This window comes from Pseudomonas sp. PS02290 (genome assembly GCF_029960075.1).
Taxonomy (GTDB): Bacteria; Pseudomonadota; Gammaproteobacteria; order Pseudomonadales; family Pseudomonadaceae; genus Aquipseudomonas.
The window spans coordinates 28,868-51,445 of the sequence record NZ_JASCOY010000018.1 but is presented as its reverse complement, the minus strand read 5'-3'; the positions used below and the strand labels follow the sequence as shown (position 1 = coordinate 51,445).

The following is a 22,578-nucleotide window of genomic DNA, read 5'->3' as shown; positions in this document are numbered from 1 at the left end:
GTACAATAGGCGCCTTTCCATTTTGTTACGGCTTTTCTCATGACTGACCCCATTCGCCTCTCCAAACGCCTTATCGAGCTGGTCGGCTGCTCCCGCCGCGAAGCCGAGTTGTTCATCGAAGGTGGCTGGGTCACGGTGGACGGCGTTGTCGTCGACGAGCCGCAGTTCAAGGTCGAAAACCAGACCGTGGTGCTGAACGCGGAAGCGAAAGCTGATACGCCTGAATCCGTTACCCTTTTGTTTAACGCACCTGCAGGCCTAGCCCCTGAAAGTGCTTTGGCGTTGATCACACCCGGTACGTTGTCCGCCGACCACAGCATCGGTCGACGTCCCCTCAAAGGGCACTTTCTGCGCCTGGAAGCGATTTCCACGCTGCAAGCCAACGCCAGCGGCCTGATGGTGTTCAGCCAGGACTGGAAAATCCTGCGCAAACTCACCGACGACCGCAGCAAGATCGAGCAGGAATACGTCGTCGAAATCTCGGGCGACATGGTTGCCCACGGCCTCAACCGCCTGAACCACGGCATGACCTACAAGGGCAAGGAACTGCCGAAGGTCAAAGCCAGCTGGCAGAACGAAAACCGCCTGCGCTTCGCCATGAAAAACCCGCAGCCCGGCGTTATTGCCCAACTGTGCGAGGCAGTAGGCCTGAAGGTTGTTTCGGTGCGGCGCATCCGTATCGGCGGCGTGTCCATCGGCAAGGTGCCTGAAGGCCAGTGGCGCTACATGACCGACAAAGAAAAATTCTGAATCTCCCCTTTATGAGCGCCGCATCCAACCCTGCGTGCACTCATCTGTGAATCTCCAGGAAATACACGCACCATGATGAACAACGATGTACTGCGCAGCATCCGTTACATGCTTGATATCAACGACGCCAAAGTGGTCGATATCATCAAGCTCGGCGGGTTCGACGCGACCAAAGCCGATGTCGCGGCCTACATGAAGAAAGACGAAGAAGAAGGCTTCGTGCCGTGCAGTGACGAGGTCATGGCGCACTTCCTCGACGGCCTGGTGTTCTTCAAGCGTGGCAAAGACGAGAGCCGCCCGCCGCTGCCTGTCGAGCTGCCGATCACCAACAACATCGTCCTGAAAAAGCTGCGTGTGGCCTTCGAGCTGAAAGAAGACGACATGCACGCCATCCTCAAGGCGTCGGAGTTCCCGGTGTCCAAGCCTGAACTCAGCGCCCTGTTCCGCAAGGCCGGTCACACCAACTACCGCGTTTGCGGCGACCAGCTGCTGCGCAACTTCCTGCGCGGCCTGACCCTGCGCGTACGCGGCTAAGCGCTGCAGATCCGCCGATGACCCAGGCCTACAGCGTCTCGCCGATCGGCTTCATGCGCTCGTGCTTCAAAGAGAAGTTCGCCATTCCCCGGCAGCCGCAACTGGCGCCTGCCGCGCGGGGCGTGCTGGAGCTGGTCGCGCCTTTTGATCAGGGTGACGCCGTGCAGGGCCTCGAACAGGTCAGCCATGTCTGGCTGCTGTTTCTGTTTCATCAGGCCTTGGAGGACAAGCCGCGACTCAAGGTGCGCCCTCCTCGTCTGGGCGGCAATCAGTCGATGGGCGTATTCGCCACGCGCGCGACCCATCGGCCGAACGGGATCGGTCAGTCGGTGGTCAAGCTGGACAAGGTCGAAGCCGCGCGCCTGTGGCTGTCAGGCATCGACCTGCTGGACGGCACGCCGGTGCTGGACGTCAAACCCTACGTGCCTTATGCGGATGTGATCGTTGATGCACGTAACAGCATGGCCGCCGCCGCGCCGGAGATGATTCCGGTGCAATGGGCAGACGCGGCGCTGGCCCAGGCTCGCGAACAGGGGCTGCGCCTCGAAGAACCGCTGATCGAGCTGATCGAGCAGTGCCTGGCTCAAGACCCGCGACCGGCCTACCAGACACCCCCGCCAGAGCGACGCTACGGCGCGCAGTTCTGGGATCTGGACGTGCGCTGGCATTACCCGCAAGCAGGCGTCATCTGCGTGCTGGAAGTCGTCCCCGCCGCCGGTTGATAAGCCGCTTACACCCGCCCACAAAAAAACCGCCTGGTCCGTGACCTCCAGGCGGTTTTTTTCAGACCCCAAAAAGGCGGGTGCCTGTACTGACCTATTCGCCGATGACGTCACCCTCGCGGTACTGCGAGGATGATTCATCGGCGATTGGGTCGTATCTGTACGCGGTTACTTCTCGACGAATGCACGCTCGATCAGGTAATCACCCGGCTCGCGCATGCGTGGCGAAACGGTCAGGCCGAAGCTGTTCAACACTTCGCTGGTTTCGTCGAGCATGCTCGGGCTGCCGCACAGCATGGCGCGGTCGTCCTGCGGATTGATCGGCGGCAGGCCGATGTCGCTGAACAGTTTGCCGCTGCGCATCAGGTCGGTCAGGCGGCCCTCGTTCTCGAATGGCTCGCGGGTCACGGTCGGGTAGTAGATCAGCTTGTCGCGCAGCATCTCGCCGAAGAATTCGTTCTGCGGCAGGTGCTCGGTGATGAACTCGCGGTAAGCGACTTCGTTCACGTAACGCACGCCGTGGCAGAGGATGACCTTCTCGAAACGCTCGTAGGTTTCAGGGTCCTGAATGACGCTCATGAACGGCGCCAGCCCGGTGCCGGTGCTGAGCAGATAAAGGTGTTTGCCTGGCTTGAGGTCGTCCAGCACCAGCGTGCCCGTAGGCTTCTTGCTGATGATGATCTCGTCGCCTTCCTTCAGATGCTGCAACTGCGAGGTCAGCGGGCCGTCCGGCACCTTGATGCTGAAGAACTCCAGATGCTCTTCCCAGTTCGGGCTGGCAATGGAGTAGGCACGCATGAGCGGGCGCCCGTTTGGCTGCTGCAGACCGATCATGACGAACTGACCGTTCTCGAAGCGCAGGCCAGGATCACGGGTGCACTTGAAACTGAAGAGGGTGTCGTTCCAGTGATGAACGCTGAGGACACGCTCGTGATTCATGTTGCTCATGGTACGTGGGAGCTCCTGATAAATTCTTGCGCGGGTCAGTGCGCCATTGCGCGACATTCTAGTGGCAGACACAATATCTGTTAACTGAATTATCAAGATATAGGTTATCGGTTATATAGATATGCGATTTACTCTCCGTCAGCTCCAGGTTTTCGTCGCGGTCGCCCAGCAGGAAAGCGTTTCCCGCGCGGCGGTCCTGTTGTCCTTGTCGCAATCTGCGGCGAGTACCTCCATCACCGAACTGGAACGCCAGTCCAGCTGCCAGCTGTTCGACCGCGCCGGTAAACGGCTGAGCCTCAACGCGACCGGCCGGCAGCTGTTGCCCCAGGCCGTCGCGCTATTGGATCAGGCCAAGGAGATCGAAGACCTGCTCAACGGCAAGTCCGGCTTCGGTTCGCTGGCAGTCGGCGCGACCCTCACCATTGGTAACTACCTCGCCACGCTGCTGATCGGCAGCTTCATGCAGCGCCACCCCGAGAGCCAGGTGAAGCTGCACGTGCAAAACACGGCGAACATCGTTCAGCAGGTCGCCCACTACGAGATCGATTTGGGCTTGATCGAAGGCGACTGTAGCCACCCCGACATCGAAGTGCAGACCTGGGTCGAAGATGAGCTGGTGGTGTTTTGCGCCCCTCAGCATCCCCTGGCCAAAAAGGGCCGGGCGTCCCTCGAGGAACTGACGCACGAGGCGTGGATTTTGCGGGAGCAGGGTTCGGGGACGCGCCTGACCTTCGATCAGGCGATGCGTCATCACTTGAACAGCCTGAACGTGAGACTGGAGCTGGAACACACGGAAGCGATCAAACGCGCTGTGGAGTCAGGGCTGGGTATCGGCTGCATTTCGCGTCTGGCCCTGCGTGACGCCTTTCGTCGGGGCAGCCTCGTTGCGGTTGAAACGCCGGAGCTGGATCTGGTGCGACAGTTCTACTTCATCTGGCACAAGCAGAAATACCAGACATCGGCCATTCGCGAATTCCTCGACCTCTGCCGCTCATTCACCGCCGGTGTGAATCGCAGCGACGAGATCGTCCTGCCGAGCATCGCCTGACGCGGAGCCCGACTGTAAAAGCGATTGTCAGCCCAGCAGAATCAGGCCCCAGACCACAGCGATCATGCTCAGCGCCACGAACTGTGCGGCGCTGCCCATGTCTTTGGCGTTTTTGGACAAGGGGTGACGGTCCAGAGAGATCCGGTCAATCGCGGCTTCGATCGCCGAGTTCAGCAGCTCAACGATCAGCGCCAACAGGCACACCGCGATCAGGATCGCGCGCTCGCCGCGGCTGACGTGAAACATGAACGACAGCGGGATCAACACGACGTTGAGCAGCACCAGTTGACGGAACGCCGCTTCGCCTTTGAATGCAGCGGTCAGGCCGTCGAAGGAGTAGCCAGATGCGTTGAGAATACGTTTCAGGCCGGTCTGGCCTTTGAATGGGGACGTCATAGGGAAACTACTGATGAATGAAAGCGGTGGAGGCTAGTGCGGCGACGGTCAAAAAAGTGTGAAGGTCGACCGCGTATAGCCCGGGTTCAGCCTGATTCAGGGGAATCAGCTCTGCGCAATGGATTCCAATTGTTGCAGCAGCAAGGCCGCCTGAGTTCGCGTGCGCACATTGAGCTTGCGAAAGATCGCCGTGACGTGGGCCTTGATCGTCGCTTCCGACACGCTCAGCTCGTAGGCGATCTGCTTGTTCAGCAGCCCCTCGCAGACCATCGTCAACACGCGAAACTGTTGGGGCGTCAGGCTGGCAAGGCCTTCGCTGGCGGCCTTGGCCTCCGGCGACACGCTGATGCTTTCGTTGACCTGCGGGGGCCACCAGACATCGCCATCCAGCACCGTTCGCACGGCCTTCTGGATGGTTTCGAGAGAGCTGGATTTCGGGATGAAACCGCTGGCGCCGAATTCCCGGGACTTGACCACCACCGCAGCCTCTTCCTGAGCAGAGACCATCACCACCGGCACCTGCGGGTACTGACCGCGCAACAGCACCAGGCCCGAAAAGCCATAGGCGCCGGGCATGTTCAGGTCCAGCAGGACCAGATCCCAATCGGACTTTTCGGTCAGTCGCGCTTCGAGATCGGCGATGCTCTCGGCCTCGACCAGCCTTGCATCCGGCCCGAGCCCCAGGCTTAGCGCCTGATGCAATGCGCTGCGAAACAGGGGATGGTCGTCGGCAATCAGGATTTCGTATGGCATTTCATGATCCTTTAAGTGACTCAGCGCCGACGAATTCAACACCTAATGAGGCAGCCCGCGACATCTTGACACAGGGACCGTGCGTGAGCGGCGCCAAGGATGCCCAGCGAAGTCGGGGTGGTCAAGCCTGACGCTTTACGGCAAAGTCTGCGCCCCCGACCTGACGAGTGCCATCATGCCAAACCATGCCCTGCGAGCGGACTTGCTCATGCTCCTGACCGCATTGATCTGGGGCACCGGCTTTGTTGCTCAGACCGCCGGGATGGATCATATCGGTCCGTACCTGTTCTCGGGGCTGCGTTTTGCGCTGGGCTCCCTCTGCCTGATGCCGCTGATTCTGCGCAACGCCAAGACGGTCCGAGTGCCGGAACCTCTGCTCAATCGTGGCATGTTACGCGCCGGCATCATCATGGGCCTGGCGCTGGCACTGGGCATCAACCTGCAACAGGTTGGCCTGCTGTTTACCAGCGTGACCAACTCCGGCTTCATCACCGGTCTGTACGTGATTGTTGTTCCGCTGCTGGGCTTGCTGCTCGGTCATAAAACCGGGCTGGGCACCTGGCTGGGCTGCCTGTTGGCCGTGGTCGGCATGTGCCTGCTCAGTATTGGCGATAACTTTCACGTCGCTTCAGGTGATTGGCTGCAGTTGATCGGCGCGTTCGTGTGGGGCGGGCATGTGGTGTTGGTCAGCTTGTTTGCCAGTCGCCACGACCCGATCCGTCTGGCCTTCTTACAGTTCGCCACGTGTTCGGTGGTGAGCCTGTTGCTGGCAGTCCTCTTCGAACCGATCGCCCTCAGCGCGATCATCGACGCGGCCCCTGCCCTGCTCTACGGCGGCATCGTCGCGGTCGGCGTCGGCTACACGCTGCAAGTGGTCGCGCAGAAACACGCCATTGCTTCCCACGCCGCCATCATCCTTTCACTTGAAGCCGTGTTCGCCGCCATTGCCGGGGCCTGGATTCTCGGCGAGGCGTTGCAACTGCGCGGCTATATCGGCTGCGGATTGATGTTGGCCGGGATGCTGCTGGCGCAGTTGTGGCCGAAGAAAACCCTTGCCTGAGATCTGCTGCTATGCGAGCCGTCTTGATACGGCTCACTGGCGCCAGCCTTACTGATGACTACTCAAGATAGCCCTTGAGCTCTTGATGAGCATCGCTTAGCAAGTCGAGGGGCAACTGATTTTTGGCACCTAGATAGTGCTGACTGAACACATCGAAGTAGCAGCTTAGAGCCGAAGCTGCTTCAGTGTCGCCGGCCAGATCGAAACACAGTGCGGCCACTTCAGCGGTACAGAGATGTTCGCTGCGCGTGGAACGTCTTAGCTTGTACCGTGAAAGCTTTTCAGGGATCAGGCTCAAAATGGGGATGGAGTCAAAATAAGCGCTTTTACGGAAGATTTTCCTCGCTTCAGTCCATGTAGCGTCAAGCAGCACGAACAGCGGTCTCTTATTCGGATTAATTGTCACGGTATTGGTGACGCGCTCGGCCGCTACATATTCCCCCGGAAATACCAGATACGGTTGCCACTGCGGATCGTTGAGCAATGCAATCAGCTTCTCATCGACTTCGGTGCGTGACCACACAAACGCATGGTTATCCTTGATCACGTCTGCGATCAGCCAACCCGTATTGCTGGGTTTGAAGACCTCTTTTGTCGTCATGATCAGGCACACCCCTGATTTTGCCTCGACCTTGGGACGCCACCTGCACAGGCAGTGACTTTCGATCACTCGACAGTACGGGCACCTGGGCGCACGTGATCCGCGAGCAAGGTAAGGCTTGGTACTCTCCTCCTCCCGCTCATCTCTCAGACAGGCGACAGAGTTTCTGTGACAAAGAGTCGGGGTCATTGAAGGGTAAGAAGGCAGTGACACGAGGGTATCCGGCAGGTCGAAAAGTCGCGGCATTCTATCAGACCCGCCCGGCGCGCCGTGTTCTCTGGTGTCCGCCAAGGCTCCTCCCCTATACTGCCCGGCCCTGAGAGCTCACTCCCCCAGTGAACGCCTCGGGATGTCGCCGGTCCAACGGCCAGCCTCTGCATCACCCGTCCACGCACCAGGAGAATTCAATGCTGCGCCTCATCGCCCCCACTCTCACGCTTTTGCTCGTCGCTCCACTGTGCGCCAACGCGGCGTCCAAACAGGATTACGAACTGAGCCAGATGCTTGATAAAGTCGCGAAGGAAAGCAGTGTCGGTACGCCACGCGCCATCAACGAAGACATCCTCGACGAAGGCTACACCGTTGAAGGCAAGATGCTGATCAACCACCTGAGCGTGCAGTCTGGCCAGGCGGCTCAGATGCGCGAAAACCCGGACGACGTCCGCGGTCAGCTGGGCGGTAGCGTGTGCCGCAATGCCGGTTATCGTCAGCTGATGGCCAAGGGCGCGATCCTGCGTTACCAGTTCACCGAATACAAAACCAACAAGCTCATCACGACGCAGGAAATCAAAGCGGCGGATTGCGCTGCCAAGCCCCCTGCCCACAAGAAGTGATGTAACGCGCTTTATGGGCTGCGCGTTTCGAAATCCTTTCAACGCGCAGTCTTGCTCTCTCCTCCCGGCTACTTCCGCTATTCAAATCCCCGCCACTCAGCACTTTTCGCGCGCTGCTTGATCGCTGATCCTGGTGCCTGCTTTTCGTTTCGCCGTGCCCCTGATGCCTCATCACATTTTGCATGCAAGAAAGGGTTGCCTGCGGCGCCGGTTGCCATCAATGTTTTCTCTTTTCAACCACGGATTAGCCCAGAATCGGGCGCCGCGCAGGCCTGATGCCTCCCTTTCCTTCGGATGCGCTGCGCACGCCGACGCATGACGCGTCGCGATCCCGCCACCTGGCGGCGGTCAATGATTCTGCAGAAGGAGAAAGCGTGAATGCCGTACGTACCCAGTGACGCGTTGTCTCAACACTTTCAGAGCAACGGAATCGACCTCACCCCCAAAGTCGAAGAACTCCTCGGTTCGGTCGCCCCGGACAGCCCCAACCTTCCGCTCTACCGCGACATGATTCTGACCGTCCTGCGCATGGCCCAGGACGACCTGAATCGCTGGAATGCCAAAATCACCCTGCAAGCGCTGCGCGAGCTGGAGAATGCGTTCCGGGTGCTCGAACGATTCAAAGGCCGGCGCAAGGTCACCGTGTTCGGCTCAGCCCGTACCCCCCTGGAGCATCCTGTTTATGCGCTGGCCCGTGAACTGGGCAAGCAACTGGCAGCCTCCGACCTGATGGTCATCACCGGCGCTGGTGGCGGGATCATGGCCGCGGCCCACGAAGGCGCCGGCCTGGATCATAGCCTGGGCTTCAACATCACCCTGCCGTTCGAGCAGCACGCCAATGCGACCGTGGATGGCACCGGGAATCTGCTGCCGTTCCACTTCTTCTTCACGCGCAAGCTGTTTTTCGTCAAAGAGGCCGATGCGCTGGTGCTCTGCCCCGGTGGTTTTGGCACCCTCGATGAAGCACTGGAAGTACTGACGCTGATCCAGACCGGCAAAAGCCCGCTGGTTCCCATCGTGCTGCTGGATGCTCCGGGCGGCACGTTCTGGGAAGGCGCTCTCGGTTTCATCAAAAGTGAGCTGGAGGCGAACAAATACATTCTGCCCACGGACATGAACCTGATGAAGCTGGTGTACAGCGCCGATGAGGCCGTCGCCGAGATCAATCGGTTTTACAGCAACTTCCACTCCAGCCGCTGGCTGAAGAATACCTTCGTCATGCGCATGCATCACGCCTTGAGCGAACAGGCGCTGAACGCCCTGCAGGACAGGTTCGCCGATCTGCGGTTAAGTGGCGACTTCCAACAGTACGGGCATCAGGACGAATATGACGAAGCGCAGTTCAGCCATCTCACGCGTCTGGCGTTCGCGTTCAACGGCCGCAACCATGGCAGCTTGCGCGAACTGGTGGACTGCATAAATCTGGAGGAGAACTGGGCGACACCTGCACCTTCTCAGCAGACCCAGCCTGTGAAATCGATGTGAGGGTGAATGCTTGAGGGCGCGTCTGCGCGCCTTCAGGCAGATCAAGCGTCAGTCGTCGTTGCCCTTGCCACTCAGCAAACGACCAATCAGCTCGGGCGGGTATCCGCGATAACTCAGAAAGCGCATCTGCTGCCCACGTTCGCGGGCATCTCTGGGCAACTGGCCGCTGAACTTGCGCTGCCACAGCGCTTCCAGCTTCTCCCACCAGTCGACGCCGCACTCGCGCAGCGCCTGTTCAATGTCCGGACGCGGCAAACCGCGCTGCCCCAGCTCTTCGCGAATGCGCAAAGGGCCGTGGCCAGAACGGGCACGATAGGAAACGAAGCTTTCGAGGTATCGGGATTCGGACAGCAGCCCCTCTTCCGTCAAACGGTCGAGCGCTGCGTCAATCAATTCGGGGGGAGCGCCGCGCTGACGCAGTTTGCGCGTCAGCTCGACACGGCCATGCTCGCGTCGTGCGAGCAGGTCCATTGCAGTACGCCTTACAGCGACGGGCGTATCAAGCACAGCCGGCATGGCGGGGATCAGATGTCCGCGTCAGCTTCGACTTCAGCCACATCGTCTGCCGCTACGCGGGACGATTGAGCCTTCACATCAGGCGCTGCAGTCAGCAGTTTCTCGCGAATCTGCCTTTCGAGGGTGGTGCCGATTTCCGGGTTGTCCGCCAGGAACTTCGCGGAGTTGGCTTTACCCTGACCGATCTTGCTGCCCTGGTAGCTGTACCAGGCGCCGGATTTCTCCAGCAGACCGTGCAGCACGCCGAGGTCGATGATCTCGCCGTTACGGTAGATGCCCTTGCCGTAGAGAATCTGGAACTCAGCCTGACGGAACGGCGGGGCCACCTTGTTCTTGACGACCTTGACGCGGGTTTCGCTACCGACGACCTCGTCGCCTTCCTTGACCGCGCCTGTACGGCGGATGTCCAGACGAACCGACGCATAGAACTTCAATGCGTTACCGCCGGTAGTGGTTTCCGGACTGCCGAACATCACGCCGATCTTCATACGGATCTGGTTGATGAAGATAACGAGGCAGTTGGCGGTCTTGATGTTACCGGTGATCTTGCGCAGCGCCTGGGACATCAGTCGGGCTTGCAGGCCGACGTGCATGTCGCCCATTTCGCCTTCGATTTCAGCTTTTGGTACCAGAGCGGCCACGGAGTCGACAACGATGACGTCGATCGCGTTCGAGCGCACCAGCATGTCGGTGATTTCGAGGGCCTGTTCGCCGGTATCTGGCTGGGAAACCAGCAGGTCATCGACGTTGACGCCCAGCTTGCCGGCGTACTCTGGATCGAGCGCGTGCTCGGCGTCGACGAATGCGCAGGTGGCGCCCATTTTCTGGGCTTCTGCGATGACGGACAGAGTGAGGGTGGTTTTACCCGAAGATTCCGGGCCGTAGATTTCAACGATCCGGCCTTTTGGCAGGCCACCGATACCGAGTGCGATATCGAGACCCAGCGAGCCGGTGGAGATAGCAGGAATAGCCTGGCGGTCATGGTCACCCATGCGCATTACGGCACCTTTGCCGAACTGACGCTCGATCTGACCCAAGGCCGCAGCCAAGGCTTTCTTCTTGTTGTCGTCCATTGAATCCTCTCGTAATAGGTTAGGCCTTGACGGCCGATATAACTGTATAAGTAGCCAGTATTATTCCACAGGGTCTGACGCGCGCCTACCCCTGATTTGGTATTTCTCCGCGAGAGAGGCGTACAAGCCCCTCTAGCGCGGCGCTCACCGTTTGTCGGCGGACCGCATCACGGTCACCTGCAAATAGAAAGCGCTCGGCGATCAATCGTTCCGCCACGCCCCAGCAGACCCACACCGTACCAACGGGTTTCTCCGCAGAGCCCCCGTCCGGCCCGGCCACCCCACTGACCGCGACCGAAAACTGCGCACCGCTGTTGGCCTGCGCGCCCCTGGCCATGGCTTCGACCACTTCGCGGCTGACGGCGCCGACCTGGGCGAACAACGCTTCCGGCACCGCCAGTTGTCGGGTCTTCTGCCGGTTGGAGTAGGTGACATACCCGGCCTCGAACCAGGCCGAACTTCCGGGGATACGGGTGATGGCTTCAGCGATGCCGCCTCCGGTGCAGGATTCGGCCGTGCTGACCTGCGCGCCCGCTGCCAACAGTTGCTGACCCAGGGTTGCTGCCAGGTGGGTGATATCGTCCAAAGGGGTTCTCCGTATCGGTCGAGGCAAAGCAGACACGCTACACCAGCAGGATGGATGTGCAACACAGACGCGACCTGAATCCGGATCACGCCTGCAAGACACTTATTTGCGCTCCGGTTTTTCGGGGCAGGGTTTCTTGACGGTTTCCACGACGGTCTCCCGTGGACGTCGTTTGGCCTCCTCCAGAGGGATGAAACGGCCGTTGGTTGAATCTCGTCCTCGCTTGCGTTGCATAGGGCAATCCTTGTCGATGATGCCGCCTCCAGTCGGGCGGTGCTCGACATCCTAGCCAGCTCGAAGCGCTTCGTGTCGGTTCGGAAACGCGCCGTGACGAATCAGCCGGACCTGCGGCCCGAGAGCGTGCGTGGTAACCTTGCCGCCATCGCAAAAGCAATCGGATATGACGTCGGGCCACGTAGGTGGAATCCCTTTCGTCGCCCGAAACTTGCCTCAACCTCCTACAGAATTTGCCTAAATAACTGATGAATAAAGCAATTTCCGACCTGTCCTCGCACACCCCGATGATGCAGCAGTAGGGTGAAAAACGAAGCGCAAGCCATGAAAGATACGGCGCGCGCTTTTTTTCTGTCTAAAAAGAAACCCCAAGTTAGACGGGCTTAGGGCCAATAGATTCGATGTAGCCCGAGGTAGTATTAGACACTTCAGCAACCCTCCCCGGCGTTCTGCCGACCTTCACAAAACCCTGATCAATCTTCCCTTGTAGAAACATTGAGTCCCCGGTTCAAGCTCATGCTCTGGCCGTTGGAACAGGCCCAGATAATAGCCGTGCTCCAACTCCAGCAAGCCCCATTCCCGCGCAGCGTCCGTAACCTCGAGCATGTCCGACAGTTCGTCGGCATCGACCTGATACCGCTGATAAGCGAGCATTGCCAATTCCCGCAGCTTCGCCCGCTGGCCGTCAGGGTCGGTGACGAGGTCTTGCCTGTCCTCGACCATCATCTTCCATGCGGCCAGCGGGTCGGCTTCGTTATTCGTAGGTCGAATCATGTTCGGTTCTTGATACTGGATATGCGTCCAGTTAACCGAAGCCTCGCCGGCGGCGTCAATCGGGCAATGATGAGCGGCCATCAAGACGAGGCCTTCCGCTGACAGAGTTCGTGCTTGTAACATGGATGATTGAACTTACTGCAGCGTGCGCTTAGAAAAGGAAATATCTGTGAAAAAGGATGAGCTCAGCCATACGGCTATAGTGCTTTGGCTATTAGGAATGTTGGTTATTTTGGTCCTGCTTTTGAAGCTGGTCATTCCATCGTCCGGATTGCTGTAGGCCTACCATGAACAACAAATCAGGCTCTACCGCGTGGCACTACATGCTCGGCGCGTGCATCGCTGCGGTTCTGGTGGTGTGGTTCTCGCGCTACATTCAGACCACCAGCTTCGACCTGGTGCAGCACTTCCTGTTGGTCGACGAACTGGACAAGTACCACGGTGTGCGGGATGGAACGCTGCAGCGTATCGGCTCAATGGCGATTTATCCGCCGATATCGCACTGGCTGGCCGTAGTGGCTGGCCGGGTGTTTGGCTCAGGCCTGATCGGTATCACAGTCGTTACCGTGCTGGCGGCGTTCCTGGTCTACGTGGTGATCGTCTGCCTGGCAGGCGCGAACTCACTCAAGCGCATGCTGTTGTTCGTCTGCGCGTTCCTGGTCGGCACATTCTCCAAGTCGCAAATCGGCTGGGAGGTTGTGGACAATTTCTTCTATCCGCAATTGGTAGCCGACGTCGTTTACTTCGGCGCCCTGTTGTGGGCTTCAAGAAACATCGGCGAGCGTAAAGAGACAGCACTGTTCTTGCTCGGCGGCTGGCTGACTATGTGGATTCAGCCCCTGGTTGCTATTCACGTGTTTGCGGCGGGGTGTGCATTGCTATCGTTCAGGCTGTTGACGAACCTTGCCCGCGACAAGACCCCAATCAAAAGCACTTTTGTATGCCTGGTTATTCTGGCTGTAGGAGCGGCAATAATCGTTCTGACGAACCCTGCCTTCAAAGTGATGCGCGATATCTCCGCTAACAATGGATCGCTGACGTTCGGATATAACTCGATCTACATCGTCTCGTTCATGTGCGCGGCGTTCGGTGCGTGGAACCTAAAGCGCTATTGGTCAGGCAAGGCCGTGTATGTTGATGCCGTTTTGGGTACCGCAGTTGTAGCCGCTTTCGGCCTGGTGCTACTCCAATATGCCCTGCTCAAACTCCACGGCGACGGCTCACCGTACGCGGTCAAGAAACACCTCTTCATCGTGTCGACCCTTGGCGTGCTGAATGCGGTGCGCGTCTTCGCATCGTACGCTCCATTCGGCGATAAGAAGGTGCGCGGCGGTTTGGTGGCGCCAATTCTCGCCGGGCTGGCCTCTCTGTTCATCCTTAAAGGCCTCGTCGTTCCAGTTGCCCCATTCATTGAAGCCCTGTCGTACGGCAACCAGGTGATCAGGGACAAGAGCAACGGCTTTGCCCCGGGTAACACCGTATCGGTTGAGCCCACAATCCCGATGATGGCGAACGTCATGGTTTCTCTGACGGCGTTCCAGCACCCGTTTAATGCTCGAGCCATCGGCTGGCAGGAAGGCGCATCAATGATCGATGGTGCTGACCGCGTGATGCTGCGACAGAGTGAAAGAGTCAGCAGGTTGTGCAATCTGCCTTCCACCTCGAACGGCTCTTACGTGGTTATCAAGTCCGGTTGTTTGACCGGCTACAGCCCAGGCGAAATGCTGACGTTCTCACCTGGGGTCTTGGGCTGGCAATACGCTGTCAGTGGATGGTACGCGGCTGAACCGTGGGGCGCCTGGACGCAGGGAAGCGTGGGCGGCACAGTCAAGTTGCCTGTCCCTTCTGGAAAATACCGCCTGAGCGTCGAAGGCCGGGCGTATGTGACAGAGAAGCACCCCGCGCAGAGCATCGTCGTGGAAGTGAATGGCAAGGATATCGCCATGTGGGATTTCAACGTGACAAACCCTATCGGCACCAAGTCGGTGGATATCCCTGAAGCGATGACCAAAGACGGGCTACTGCAGATTGTTCTGAAGGCGCCAGGGGCTGTATCGCCTGCCCAGATGGGCCAATCGGCAGATGCCCGTGTGCTGGGGATTGGTGTTCAATCACTAGTCCTGAATGCAATCCCATAAGGGTCTAGGTAATTTGGCGCCCTCGGGCGCCATTTTGCTTTTGAGACTCACACTTTTCTAATGCCGAACTGCGCCACCTTCACCCTGCTGTCCTGAGATATCCCAGCGGCCAGATACAGCCCCATCCTTGCGCTTACCACCGTCTCCGTAACGTCGCCGGTGTACCGCTGCGTCTCCAGCGCACCCTTCCAATTGGCCGGCAACGTGAACGGTTCCTGATATTTGTCCATCGACCGGTAGTAAATGGTGGTGGAGGTGCCCGCGACTGGCTTGGTGATTATCAGCTCAGCCTCCCAGCCGAGGATGCCCCGGCTGTTGCCGACGATCTCCGGAGCCGAGACCATCTCGATGACGTCCCCTGCCAGGAGATTCGAAAGCGTCACGTTCGCGGCCGGCTGCAGATAGATGTACCCGCCTGCAGCCGCCATGGTCCCGGCCAACTCGATGCACTGCGCCTCGCCGAATGCCGCCGGCTCTTTGTACCAGCGAGTGGTGATGCCGTTTAGGCCCGAGCCGGAGGCCTTGTAGTTGTCCGCCAGCACCGATCCGGCGACTGGGTTGACCGATGCGTTGATCACGCCGGTTGAGCCCGCCATCATCGGGTTGGCGTTCAGACAGCCGAACGGACGAATCGCTGAGTACAGGTCGGCAGCATCGGTGGGCAGCGGCACGCCGAAGAATTCGAAATTGGCGTTGATGATCGGCACGCAGCGGGACTGGATGAAGTCTGCGCCGATCAGATTCGGGTGCAGGTCATCGACGGTCATGTCCTGCGTGAATTCGTCCCAGATATTGACCACGGGCACGAACTGTTTGACGTAGCTCAGCACCCAATCCTTGTACGCGATCGCATCTGCCAAAGCCTGGCCGGTCAACGCCTTGGTGCCGAAGCGCGGCGTACCAGTGCCGACGATCAGGTACTTGCCGGGCGTGTTCTGGAAGGCCGTGATCGCCTTCATCACGTTGGCTTTGCTGTCTGCCAGCGTCATCCCTGGCGTGGTGCTGTCGTTTGTGCGCGACAGCAGCATCCACAGATCGGCGGTGACCGACGTCAGGCAGGACGGGAGCCTCGGCATGAACTGGCCGGAGTGGTCGCCCACCTTGCCCTGATTGTCCAGGTAGCTGGGAAAAAGCCCAGTCTTTGCCGCGATCGCGCCGGCGTAGCCGTATGCTTCAGTACCAAACGCCTTCGGGTCGATGGTGTGGCAATTCGCGCTGAAGCTGTCGCCAAGCAGCCCCAAACCGCGACGGATGCGGCGCCGCGGCACAGCAGTGCTGATGAGTAGGCTCATGAGTAGATCTCGAATACAGCACCGCCGGACGGCGTGAATCGCGTTTGCGAATAGCCCAAATCGAGACGCCACGCGCCGTCCTGGGCGAACAGATCAGATACAACCCAGTCTGTGCCCACCTGCTTTTCGACCTTCACACTTCCGCCGTTTGCTTTGACGGCAAGTGTGACCGGGGCCAGGCTCGCGGCGGCAATGTATTGTTGAGATTGCATCTTGTACTCCTAATCCGAATCTGTACTGAAGGCAGTCTGGTGCTCGGCGCGATCAAGGCACGTCGCGGAAGAAAACGTGGTTGCCGAGCTTCAGAGTCCGCTTTGCCTTGGCAGCCCAGTCCGGCGCCTTGGGCATGGTGGTCGCGTAGTAGTGCGTTGCCCCGGCGGTGAGGTCCGGCACCCGGTCATCAATCACTTGGTCAGCAGCAATCCGGCACTGCGCCAGCTCGCGGAACGGGATCTGGCGCGCGCCGCTCAGGAACTGATAGTTCGGGTCGGTGCGGTTCCAGCAGCTGAACTGGTACGGCTTCTGGCAAACACCGGCGTAGCCCTCGCCCCACCACGACTTGTCCTTGCCGTCATCGACGCGGTTGCGGATCGTCCAGGCCACGGCCACCATCCCGGCCAGCCCCTCGCCACGCGCTTCGCCCCACAGGGTGCGCGCTAGCACATCGCGATCTTGTTCGGTCACGGTCATAACTTTTCTCCAGGCAAAAAAAATCCCGCTCGATGGCGGGTTGCGGTAAAGCTGAGGGTTGTTTAGATCGGAGGGACTGGCCAGTCCACGGTAGTTGGGTAGCCGGGCTGTAGCTGGATCTTCGAAAGCGCCGAGCGATATCTTTTCCAGGCGATCAGAAGCGCCTCGCCGTCATCATCCGCGTCACCGGTATCGTGATCATCCTGAAGCGGCTGAATGGCATCGTCGGCAATCTTCTTGCGCCTGCTTTGCTCGGCGGTCACCTCGCCCATTAGCGCAATAACCCGCTGCGTTTCCTTCATCTCTTTGGTGATGAGTTTGGACCAGTCGATATTGCTCATTCTGGTGACACCTCTGAAACGATTGGCGCAGGCAGCGGCAGTGGAAAAGCAACCGGTCCGTCAGGCACGCCCACCAGGTCTACAGGAAACGCCTGCTCCGGGCTGGAATTGGCTGGGTTGGGAAATAGGAGCGTGACCACCAGCTCGCCGGAGATCATCTCCACGTCGCCTGCGAACCACTCCGAATTGATCGCCGATCGCGGCAGGGTGGCACCATCAGGCATCGGGGAGAAGTCGAAAGCCTCTCCATTGATGATCAGTAGGCCCCCGGCCTTGGTGACCTCTAGTGTGTCGTCACGGCGCTGCGGAGATAACTTGATTCTCATTAGAACCACCTTCCTTTTGCTGTCAGATAGCAGATGGCATATCGCGCTTCGGAGAAGCGATTAACGAAGGATATTGCGAACGACGTGGTGGAGGCCGGTCCCTCGCCTCCCATACTCATCAGGTAGCCGTACCCGCCGGACGTACACGGCATGCCTGAAATAACCGGCGGCTCAGCGAATACAGCGGGGAAAGCCCAGTTGGCCGATATCGTGCCGTTTGGCTGTACCAGCCCGGGGTCCAAACGCACCCTGCACTCCATAGAACCGTCTGCGTGCTTCACGAAAGACCCATTGCCGTTGGTGTTTGCCTCAAACACGGAGCCTGTTGGAACGCCGCCAGTTTGGGACACAGTGCCAACCAGAGCAGCCTGTGCGGCCGATCCCAAACCGAGCTTGCTACGCGCGTCAGCAGCACTTACGCCCCCCGTCCCACCCTTGGTTAGCGGCAGCACGTCGTAGTTCCCGGTGGTGCCCAGAGCGGCCAACTTTGTGCCGAACTGGTTCACGAGAGCCCTAAGGGCGTCGGCCGAGTCCTTAACGTAACCTTGCATCGGCGCCAGCGCGTAAGTGCCCATGCTGCTTGTAGCCCCAAGGTAGTTGGGCGATATCGCCATCGCCGTATCGCTGGCGATGTTGGTCACTTCGTACCAGCGTCCATCCGGACCGAGAAACGCATCCCCTACCCGGCTGTTGGCAATGAAAGAGGTGCCGGTGCCAGTAACGGCGTTCGAATTTTGGGCGACGGAAACCGTCCCGGCTTTGTACCAGGGCATAAACTATTCCTTTGGTTGATCGCTTAGAGCCTTCTTACGCTGTCATCTTTGCGAATATGGCTGGAAGGTAGAAAGCGTTCGGATTGGAGGTAGAAGCCGTCAGCGCGTAAAGTGTGCCGTCCGCGAAATTCCATAGCATATATAACTGTCTGCCCGGCCCGTTACCGGCGACCATGTTCATTCCGAAGTTGTTTATCAGCACAAACTCGTTTTCTGGAAAGTTGAAATCAACTTTGTAATAGTTAAAATAGTTGGGCGCTTGCACAACAGTCCTAACGTAAGTCCAGTTTTGAAATGACCGGGTAAAAACGGCGGCAGGGTTTCCGCTGTCAAAAATGACTGCGCCCGATCCGTCCCACAGCCTCAGGCCATATGAGGCTGCTGGTTTGGACATGAATGCGGCCGCGAACCATCGGCCATTTGGTTGCAGCGTGTCGTTGCTGTAGGCCCTTACATAGAATCCTGTCCATGCGCCAGGCGAGCCCACAACCCGCATTAAGCACAGCCCCGCAATCTTGCCAGCCACCGTGTCAGGCCTAACAAAGACCAATGGCGGTTCTTGGCTAGCGATCGTCTGCGGAAAGCTCGTAACCGAGCCCATTCCAGACTCTTGCGTCGGCGCGTACCTCCCACTGCTTAGCACGGTCAGCCTTGCAAATTCAGAATCCAGCGTTACGACATTGCTGTTATTGATGAACTGGAGGCCGTAAGTCATCAGGAGAACCTCATGACGATGAGTCGCATAGGCCCGGCCGTGGCGGCCCATGTTCCAGACGGGAACCCGCGGTTGTAGTTGTAAACGCGAACAACTCCGTTCAGAACCTCCGTCTCAAATTGAGTTGTGTCAGCATTGTAGGAGCCGATTGGTACAACAGTCGCGCAAGAGTTCGCCGGGGTTACTCCGGGGGCCGAAAAGTCCTTATAGCCCAATCCATATGTGCTGTTGGTAATCGTCCAGCCCGAATTAGGCACGACAACAGAAAGTGCCACTCTGAATGTAAAAGAGTTTTCATCCAGCTGGGGTGCCCCGTCGGCGCCCCATATCCTCATTCCATAGGCCATTGCTTACCCCAGATAGCCGAAACGGACGCGCAGCACGTTGTTCGCGTCATAGACAGAGACGTTCTGCGCGTTGATCACCAGGCGCCCCTGACCGGGTACGATCCCGTTAATCTCAAGGGTGCCGTCTTTGTTGAGGATCCAGCCCTGTTGTCCAGCGATGTAGTTGGTCGAGCTGATGTAGCTGCCGATCTTGGCGTTGGTGATCGTGCCGTCTTGAATAAACGTCGAGTTCATGAAGACCTGTCCGTTCTGGACAGCAAACGGAACCGACACAGCACCGCCGGCAATGCTGTTGACGATGGCGAACCGATCGGCTGACACCAGGAACTGGCTTTGCAGGCCAGCGCCCGTGTTCTCAATTCCGAGCCCAATACCGGCCGCAACATACTGGCCGTTCTGGGTCACCTGCATCTTCACCGACCACATTGTCGACAGCTTGCCGGCGGTGTCTGCGTAGGCGTTGGCCGTCTGCTGGATGGCCGACGTGTTCTGCTGAGTCGCAGAAACGTTACTGTTCACGCTGGCGGTGAGCTGCGAAATCGATGTCGCAGTCGAGGACTGATTGTTGCTCACCACCTGCCGCAGATCGGTCACCTGGGCAACGTTATCGCCTACCGTTGCGGTTAGCTGCGTCACGGTCTTCGCCGTCGCTTCGTCTCTTGCCGCGCTCACCTGAGACTCGGTGACGATGCTGGCAGTGCTGCTCCATCCCTTCAGTGCATCGGCAAGTTCGCCCTCACCGTTGTCGTCGCGGACCGATGCTCTGAGGGCCTGCACGCTGCTGGCCTGCGCCCTTACCGCGCCGTCGAGCTCAGTTATGTCGGCAGTGTTGGTGGCAATCTGCGCGGCGAACCCGTTGGCGGTCTCCAGCAGGTTGCCCACATCCTCCCAGTAATCGGCGTTCGGAGGAGGCGTGTTGATCGGCACGGCCTTGTCTGCCTGATAGATGCGGCCGTCGACAACGACCATCTGGCCCTTCTCGTACGTTCCATCAGGGTTGTAGGCTTTGAGCCCGTCGAGCGCATCGATCTGGTCCTGCAGGTCGTCGATCTTCTCGATCTTGGCCAGCAGATCCTGCCCCAGCTGCGTTTCGCCAATTTGGCCTGCGATCATGTCGAGGATCGGACCGGCTTCGGAGCTCGTCTGCCCCATCACGCCGAGGCCGGCCGGGTACCACGGGCCGATATTGCCGGTACGGTCGACCAGCCGCGCCCAGAAGAAGAACGTAACGCCGGCGAGCAGCCCCTGCATGTTGTACTCGGACTGCGGGTAGGCTAGGTCGCTGAGCTTGGTAGCCGCAGCCAGGTCCGTAGTCGGGCCGTGCCAGATCTCGGTGCGCTGGGTGTCTGTCGCACCAGGTGGGAAAGTCCACTTGAGGTGGATGCCGAAGATCAGCGCGGTAGCCGTCAGCGATGTCACCGCCGGCGGCAGGCCCTCCTTCCCGTTGAGTTGGGTCAGGATCGAGCTGCGCCATACCGACGAGATGTCGTAGGCACTGACAGCCCGCACGCGCGCCAGGTACGAGCCGGAATAGATGCCGACGATATCGACGCTGTTTGCGCCGGTGCGCTGCACCTTGATCCAATTGCCGTTGTCCTTGCGCCACTCGACGTCATAGCCGACCGCGCCATTCACCGCGGGCCAGGTGATCGTCATTGTGGTGACGGCAAGGCCCTGCGCGATCGCAGTGGTAGAAGTCAGCGTCACGCTCGCCGGCGCCGGAACGACCGTCAGCGGAATCACACTAATCGGCCGTTCCTCAAGGCGCGCGCCCGTGTCGATGTAGGCAAACTTGCCCGGCTCATACTGCAGCGCCGAGATCTCGTAGTCGCCTTCGGTGGTCCGTTTGGTGCTTAAAACGCGGAACAGCGGGATGGCCAGATCATCGGCGTCGAGCGCCCACTGAAGCTCGGGGCCTGGGGTTTGGCTGTACGCGGCGGTGACCGTGATCGCTCGGCCATTTACGGACTGCACGGTACGGGCTTGCGCTTGGCCGCTTGGCAGGTTGACGATCAGCCGGTCGCCGGCCTTGGCCATCGTGTCCCGGTCCAACGTCACCACGCGGCCAGCCGCGGCAGATATACGGCCGCCGACCTCGCGACCGGCGAGCAGCGAGTCAGCCACCGGGATGATGTAGCCCGGCAGCGGTATCGCGCCCTCCATGCCGGTCTTGAACGTGACGGTCCGGTCCTGGTTGTTGCTCATCACCACCCACTTCCCGCGGCGCTGAGCTTCGGAGGCGCGGGTGCACCCGATCGCGCTGATCTCGGTGGGTCTGTCGTCGAAACGACGCTGCAGCGCCAAGTCCGAATAGGCGGTCACGTCGGTGTCGTAGTTGTTGGCCGGGTTGTCGTAGCTGACGATTGCGCGGGTGTAGCGTGTCTTTGCGGAGGCGCTGCCGTAGTTCATTTCCCCGCCAATCACGTTCGCCCGGGTGAACACGTAGTCGAAATCCTGCGCGCGCGGCATGTCCGCCTGCATCACGAGCTGGCCCTGCGCCCAGTAAGTCATGCCCCGGTAAATCGCTGAGATGTCGCGCAGCAGCGTCCAGGCATCTGCCTTGCCCTGGAGGTTCATGTCGCAGAGAAAGCGGGGCTCCTGCCCGCCGATGCCGTCCGACACCAGTTGATCGCAATACTGAGCGATCCGGTACAGCTCCCACTTGTCGACCATGTACGGCTTGATGCGCTTGCCAAGTCCGAAGCGATCTACCGTGCAGATGCCGTAGGTGACCCACGCAGGGTTGTTGGTCCAGGCCTGCTTAAAGGTGCCATCCCAAACGCCGGTGTAGGAGCGTGCGACCGGGTCGTAGTTGCTTGGGACCTGCCACTTGCGGCCCTTGCACTTGATGGTCACGGCCGGGATGTTGCTGAACTGCTCAGCGTCGAATTCGACGTACAGCAGCGCGGTGTTCGGGTAGCGGAGCTTCTCGTCGATCACCTCAGTCAGCCCGGCGACGAGCATCGTGTCGGCGATCTTGTTGGTGTTCTGGTTCGCTGTGAGGCGGCGCACCCGGATCTGCCAGCCGGAAGTCGCCGGGGGCAGATCAATACGGCGGGAGCGCTCATAACGGGTCGTGGTCTTTCCGTCCACGGCCTCGGCCAGCACCTGTACGTACGCGCCGCCGTCGGTGGCCAGGTCAACGGCATAATCGATCCGGTACCCGCCGACATTGCCCTCATCATCCTGCCGCTGGAGGGCTGGCCAAGCGAGGCGAACACGCACGGCCGAAAGCTGGATGTTGGTGATCGAGCGAATCCACGGGCTGTCGCTGCGCAGCTCGACATTGATGGTGGTTTCGTTCTCGACCGACGGGATACCCGGGATGTAATCCTGCTCAACGGAGCCGGAGCGCCACTCCCACTTAACGTTCGGGAAATTGACGTTGCCGCCTGCGTCGTTGATCGGCGTGTTATCCAGGAAGATGTCGGCGGCCGTGGGCACGCCTTCAAACTCCCCCTCGCCCACCGCGATAAGGATCTTGGCCAAGTTGGTGGAACGCAGGCTGTCGGTTGCCTCCGTCGGCGTTTTCGGGCTGCTGCTGCCGCCTTTGGCGCCCCGGATGTCCACTTGCTCAGCTGCGCCCATGCTTTCCTCCAGGCATAAAAAAACCGCCAATCGGCGGTCAGGTATTCCAGTTCAA

At 59.5% G+C, this 22,578-nt stretch carries 25 protein-coding genes; 8 read left to right on the top strand and 17 right to left on the bottom strand.

What is annotated here, in order from left to right; all coding sequences use genetic code 11:
* Positions 1-39: 39 nt before the first annotated feature.
* The 3 genes from QMX88_RS11225 to tsaA all read left to right on the top strand — a co-directional run bounded on the left by QMX88_RS11225 (position 40) and on the right by tsaA (position 2,006).
* Positions 40-750 carry an rRNA pseudouridine synthase gene (locus QMX88_RS11225; RefSeq protein ID WP_282369172.1) on the top strand — a complete coding sequence of 237 codons (711 nt, stop codon included), beginning with the start codon at positions 40-42 and terminating at the stop codon, positions 748-750.
* Between the two features lie 72 nt (positions 751-822).
* Positions 823-1,284, top strand: coding sequence for a DUF1456 family protein (locus QMX88_RS11220; RefSeq protein WP_074891250.1), 462 nt, complete (start codon positions 823-825; stop codon positions 1,282-1,284).
* Between the two features lie 17 nt (positions 1,285-1,301).
* Positions 1,302-2,006: a tRNA (N6-threonylcarbamoyladenosine(37)-N6)-methyltransferase TrmO gene (gene tsaA, locus QMX88_RS11215; protein ID WP_282369165.1), complete on the top strand. Its 705-nt coding sequence runs from the start codon at positions 1,302-1,304 to the stop codon at positions 2,004-2,006.
* A gap of 168 nt (positions 2,007-2,174) precedes the next feature.
* Here tsaA and fpr read toward each other — a convergent pair whose 3' ends face one another.
* Entirely contained in the window at positions 2,175-2,954 is a 780-nt protein-coding gene (gene fpr / locus QMX88_RS11210) for a ferredoxin-NADP reductase (protein WP_065989778.1), read from the bottom strand.
* A 121-nt stretch (positions 2,955-3,075) separates the two neighbouring features.
* Here fpr and QMX88_RS11205 point away from each other — a divergent pair, with 121 nt between their 5' ends.
* Positions 3,076-4,002 (top strand): LysR family transcriptional regulator, encoded by a 927-nt coding sequence (locus QMX88_RS11205; protein WP_192170845.1) that lies wholly within the window; start codon positions 3,076-3,078, stop codon positions 4,000-4,002.
* Between the two features lie 27 nt (positions 4,003-4,029).
* Here QMX88_RS11205 and QMX88_RS11200 read toward each other — a convergent pair whose 3' ends face one another.
* Positions 4,030-4,398 (bottom strand): diacylglycerol kinase, encoded by a 369-nt coding sequence (locus tag QMX88_RS11200; RefSeq protein ID WP_192170844.1) that lies wholly within the window; start codon positions 4,396-4,398, stop codon positions 4,030-4,032.
* A gap of 105 nt (positions 4,399-4,503) precedes the next feature.
* Complete coding sequence (gene erdR / locus QMX88_RS11195) at positions 4,504-5,151, bottom strand: response regulator transcription factor ErdR (protein WP_282369154.1); 648 nt, start codon at positions 5,149-5,151, stop codon at positions 4,504-4,506.
* Positions 5,152-5,326: 175 nt separating this feature from the next.
* Between erdR and QMX88_RS11190 the strand changes: the two genes are divergently transcribed.
* Positions 5,327-6,211 (top strand): DMT family transporter, encoded by an 885-nt coding sequence (locus tag QMX88_RS11190; protein ID WP_282369152.1) that lies wholly within the window; start codon positions 5,327-5,329, stop codon positions 6,209-6,211.
* 58 nt (positions 6,212-6,269) lie between these two features.
* Here the strand turns inward: QMX88_RS11190 and QMX88_RS11185 are convergent, their stop codons facing one another.
* Complete coding sequence (locus QMX88_RS11185) at positions 6,270-7,001, bottom strand: tRNA-uridine aminocarboxypropyltransferase (protein WP_282369226.1); 732 nt, start codon at positions 6,999-7,001, stop codon at positions 6,270-6,272.
* Between the two features lie 218 nt (positions 7,002-7,219).
* On the opposite strand from QMX88_RS11185, the gene QMX88_RS11180 reads away from it, so the two are divergent.
* Both QMX88_RS11180 and QMX88_RS11175 read left to right on the top strand, forming a co-directional pair.
* Positions 7,220-7,645: a quorum-sensing-regulated virulence factor family protein gene (locus QMX88_RS11180; RefSeq protein WP_065989783.1), complete on the top strand. Its 426-nt coding sequence runs from the start codon at positions 7,220-7,222 to the stop codon at positions 7,643-7,645.
* 378 nt (positions 7,646-8,023) lie between these two features.
* Positions 8,024-9,130: an LOG family protein gene (locus QMX88_RS11175; protein ID WP_282369146.1), complete on the top strand. Its 1,107-nt coding sequence runs from the start codon at positions 8,024-8,026 to the stop codon at positions 9,128-9,130.
* A gap of 48 nt (positions 9,131-9,178) precedes the next feature.
* On the opposite strand, the gene recX is transcribed toward QMX88_RS11175, so the two are convergent.
* The 4 genes from recX to QMX88_RS11155 all read right to left on the bottom strand — a co-directional run bounded on the left by recX (position 9,179) and on the right by QMX88_RS11155 (position 12,394).
* On the bottom strand, positions 9,179-9,646 hold the full coding sequence (gene recX, locus QMX88_RS11170) for a recombination regulator RecX (protein WP_122537389.1): 468 nt from the start codon (positions 9,644-9,646) through the stop codon (positions 9,179-9,181).
* A gap of 8 nt (positions 9,647-9,654) precedes the next feature.
* Complete coding sequence (recA, locus tag QMX88_RS11165) at positions 9,655-10,719, bottom strand: recombinase RecA (RefSeq protein ID WP_065989790.1); 1,065 nt, start codon at positions 10,717-10,719, stop codon at positions 9,655-9,657.
* A gap of 85 nt (positions 10,720-10,804) precedes the next feature.
* Positions 10,805-11,305, bottom strand: coding sequence for a CinA family protein (locus QMX88_RS11160; RefSeq protein ID WP_423571820.1), 501 nt, complete (start codon positions 11,303-11,305; stop codon positions 10,805-10,807).
* 693 nt (positions 11,306-11,998) lie between these two features.
* Entirely contained in the window at positions 11,999-12,394 is a 396-nt protein-coding gene (locus tag QMX88_RS11155) for a hypothetical protein (RefSeq protein WP_282369133.1), read from the bottom strand.
* A 206-nt stretch (positions 12,395-12,600) separates the two neighbouring features.
* On the opposite strand from QMX88_RS11155, the gene QMX88_RS11150 reads away from it, so the two are divergent.
* Positions 12,601-14,451, top strand: coding sequence for a hypothetical protein (locus QMX88_RS11150; protein ID WP_282369131.1), 1,851 nt, complete (start codon positions 12,601-12,603; stop codon positions 14,449-14,451).
* Positions 14,452-14,498: 47 nt separating this feature from the next.
* Here QMX88_RS11150 and QMX88_RS11145 read toward each other — a convergent pair whose 3' ends face one another.
* The 9 genes from QMX88_RS11145 to QMX88_RS11105 form a co-directional block, all read right to left on the bottom strand.
* Complete coding sequence (locus QMX88_RS11145) at positions 14,499-15,743, bottom strand: SGNH/GDSL hydrolase family protein (RefSeq protein WP_282369129.1); 1,245 nt, start codon at positions 15,741-15,743, stop codon at positions 14,499-14,501.
* Entirely contained in the window at positions 15,740-15,955 is a 216-nt protein-coding gene (locus tag QMX88_RS11140) for a hypothetical protein (RefSeq protein ID WP_282369127.1), read from the bottom strand. The genes QMX88_RS11145 and QMX88_RS11140 overlap by 4 nt, the downstream gene beginning before the upstream one ends.
* A 52-nt stretch (positions 15,956-16,007) precedes the next feature.
* Complete coding sequence (locus tag QMX88_RS11135) at positions 16,008-16,433, bottom strand: cell wall hydrolase (RefSeq protein WP_282369126.1); 426 nt, start codon at positions 16,431-16,433, stop codon at positions 16,008-16,010.
* A 62-nt stretch (positions 16,434-16,495) separates the two neighbouring features.
* On the bottom strand, positions 16,496-16,774 hold the full coding sequence (locus tag QMX88_RS11130) for a tail fiber assembly protein (RefSeq protein ID WP_282369124.1): 279 nt from the start codon (positions 16,772-16,774) through the stop codon (positions 16,496-16,498).
* A complete protein-coding gene (locus QMX88_RS11125; protein WP_282369121.1) occupies positions 16,771-17,100 on the bottom strand; it encodes a hypothetical protein in 330 nt (109 codons plus the stop codon). Before QMX88_RS11125 ends, QMX88_RS11130 begins: the two co-directional genes overlap by 4 nt.
* A complete protein-coding gene (locus tag QMX88_RS11120) occupies positions 17,100-17,873 on the bottom strand; it encodes a phage tail protein (protein ID WP_282369119.1) in 774 nt (257 codons plus the stop codon). Before QMX88_RS11120 ends, QMX88_RS11125 begins: the two co-directional genes overlap by 1 nt.
* Positions 17,874-17,907: 34 nt before the next feature.
* The gene (locus QMX88_RS11115) at positions 17,908-18,588 is read right to left on the bottom strand and encodes a hypothetical protein (protein ID WP_282369117.1); all 681 of its coding nucleotides are present in this window, start codon (positions 18,586-18,588) and stop codon (positions 17,908-17,910) included.
* Entirely contained in the window at positions 18,588-18,923 is a 336-nt protein-coding gene (locus tag QMX88_RS11110; protein ID WP_282369222.1) for a hypothetical protein, read from the bottom strand. The genes QMX88_RS11115 and QMX88_RS11110 overlap by 1 nt, the downstream gene beginning before the upstream one ends.
* Positions 18,924-18,938: 15 nt before the next feature.
* Complete coding sequence (locus QMX88_RS11105; RefSeq protein WP_282369115.1) at positions 18,939-22,523, bottom strand: host specificity protein J; 3,585 nt, start codon at positions 22,521-22,523, stop codon at positions 18,939-18,941.
* Positions 22,524-22,578: the final 55 nt, after the last annotated feature.

Excerpts from the sequence above, each read along its gene's own strand:
- QMX88_RS11190 (WP_282369152.1), top strand. The coding sequence starts at position 5,327 with ATGCCAAACCATGCCCTGCGAGCGGACTTGCTCATGCTCCTGACCGCA.
- QMX88_RS11180 (WP_065989783.1), top strand. The coding sequence starts at position 7,220 with ATGCTGCGCCTCATCGCCCCCACTCTCACGCTTTTGCTCGTCGCTCCA.
- QMX88_RS11130 (WP_282369124.1), bottom strand. The coding sequence starts at position 16,774 with ATGAGCAATATCGACTGGTCCAAACTCATCACCAAAGAGATGAAGGAA.
- QMX88_RS11150 (WP_282369131.1), top strand. The coding sequence starts at position 12,601 with ATGAACAACAAATCAGGCTCTACCGCGTGGCACTACATGCTCGGCGCG.
- QMX88_RS11145 (WP_282369129.1), bottom strand. The coding sequence starts at position 15,743 with ATGAGCCTACTCATCAGCACTGCTGTGCCGCGGCGCCGCATCCGTCGC.
- QMX88_RS11205 (WP_192170845.1), top strand. The coding sequence starts at position 3,076 with ATGCGATTTACTCTCCGTCAGCTCCAGGTTTTCGTCGCGGTCGCCCAG.
- QMX88_RS11200 (WP_192170844.1), bottom strand. The coding sequence starts at position 4,398 with ATGACGTCCCCATTCAAAGGCCAGACCGGCCTGAAACGTATTCTCAAC.
- QMX88_RS11220 (WP_074891250.1), top strand. The coding sequence starts at position 823 with ATGATGAACAACGATGTACTGCGCAGCATCCGTTACATGCTTGATATC.
- QMX88_RS11110 (WP_282369222.1), bottom strand. The coding sequence starts at position 18,923 with ATGAGGATATGGGGCGCCGACGGGGCACCCCAGCTGGATGAAAACTCT.
- QMX88_RS11175 (WP_282369146.1), top strand. The coding sequence starts at position 8,024 with ATGCCGTACGTACCCAGTGACGCGTTGTCTCAACACTTTCAGAGCAAC.
- QMX88_RS11105 (WP_282369115.1), bottom strand. The coding sequence starts at position 22,523 with ATGGGCGCAGCTGAGCAAGTGGACATCCGGGGCGCCAAAGGCGGCAGC.
- QMX88_RS11225 (WP_282369172.1), top strand. The coding sequence starts at position 40 with ATGACTGACCCCATTCGCCTCTCCAAACGCCTTATCGAGCTGGTCGGC.
- recA (WP_065989790.1), bottom strand. The coding sequence starts at position 10,719 with ATGGACGACAACAAGAAGAAAGCCTTGGCTGCGGCCTTGGGTCAGATC.
- QMX88_RS11155 (WP_282369133.1), bottom strand. The coding sequence starts at position 12,394 with ATGGCCGCTCATCATTGCCCGATTGACGCCGCCGGCGAGGCTTCGGTT.
- recX (WP_122537389.1), bottom strand. The coding sequence starts at position 9,646 with ATGCCGGCTGTGCTTGATACGCCCGTCGCTGTAAGGCGTACTGCAATG.
- QMX88_RS11185 (WP_282369226.1), bottom strand. The coding sequence starts at position 7,001 with ATGACCCCGACTCTTTGTCACAGAAACTCTGTCGCCTGTCTGAGAGAT.
- fpr (WP_065989778.1), bottom strand. The coding sequence starts at position 2,954 with ATGAGCAACATGAATCACGAGCGTGTCCTCAGCGTTCATCACTGGAAC.
- tsaA (WP_282369165.1), top strand. The coding sequence starts at position 1,302 with ATGACCCAGGCCTACAGCGTCTCGCCGATCGGCTTCATGCGCTCGTGC.
- QMX88_RS11135 (WP_282369126.1), bottom strand. The coding sequence starts at position 16,433 with ATGACCGTGACCGAACAAGATCGCGATGTGCTAGCGCGCACCCTGTGG.
- QMX88_RS11125 (WP_282369121.1), bottom strand. The coding sequence starts at position 17,100 with ATGAGAATCAAGTTATCTCCGCAGCGCCGTGACGACACACTAGAGGTC.
- QMX88_RS11115 (WP_282369117.1), bottom strand. The coding sequence starts at position 18,588 with ATGACTTACGGCCTCCAGTTCATCAATAACAGCAATGTCGTAACGCTG.
- erdR (WP_282369154.1), bottom strand. The coding sequence starts at position 5,151 with ATGCCATACGAAATCCTGATTGCCGACGACCATCCCCTGTTTCGCAGC.
- QMX88_RS11140 (WP_282369127.1), bottom strand. The coding sequence starts at position 15,955 with ATGCAATCTCAACAATACATTGCCGCCGCGAGCCTGGCCCCGGTCACA.
- QMX88_RS11120 (WP_282369119.1), bottom strand. The coding sequence starts at position 17,873 with ATGCCCTGGTACAAAGCCGGGACGGTTTCCGTCGCCCAAAATTCGAAC.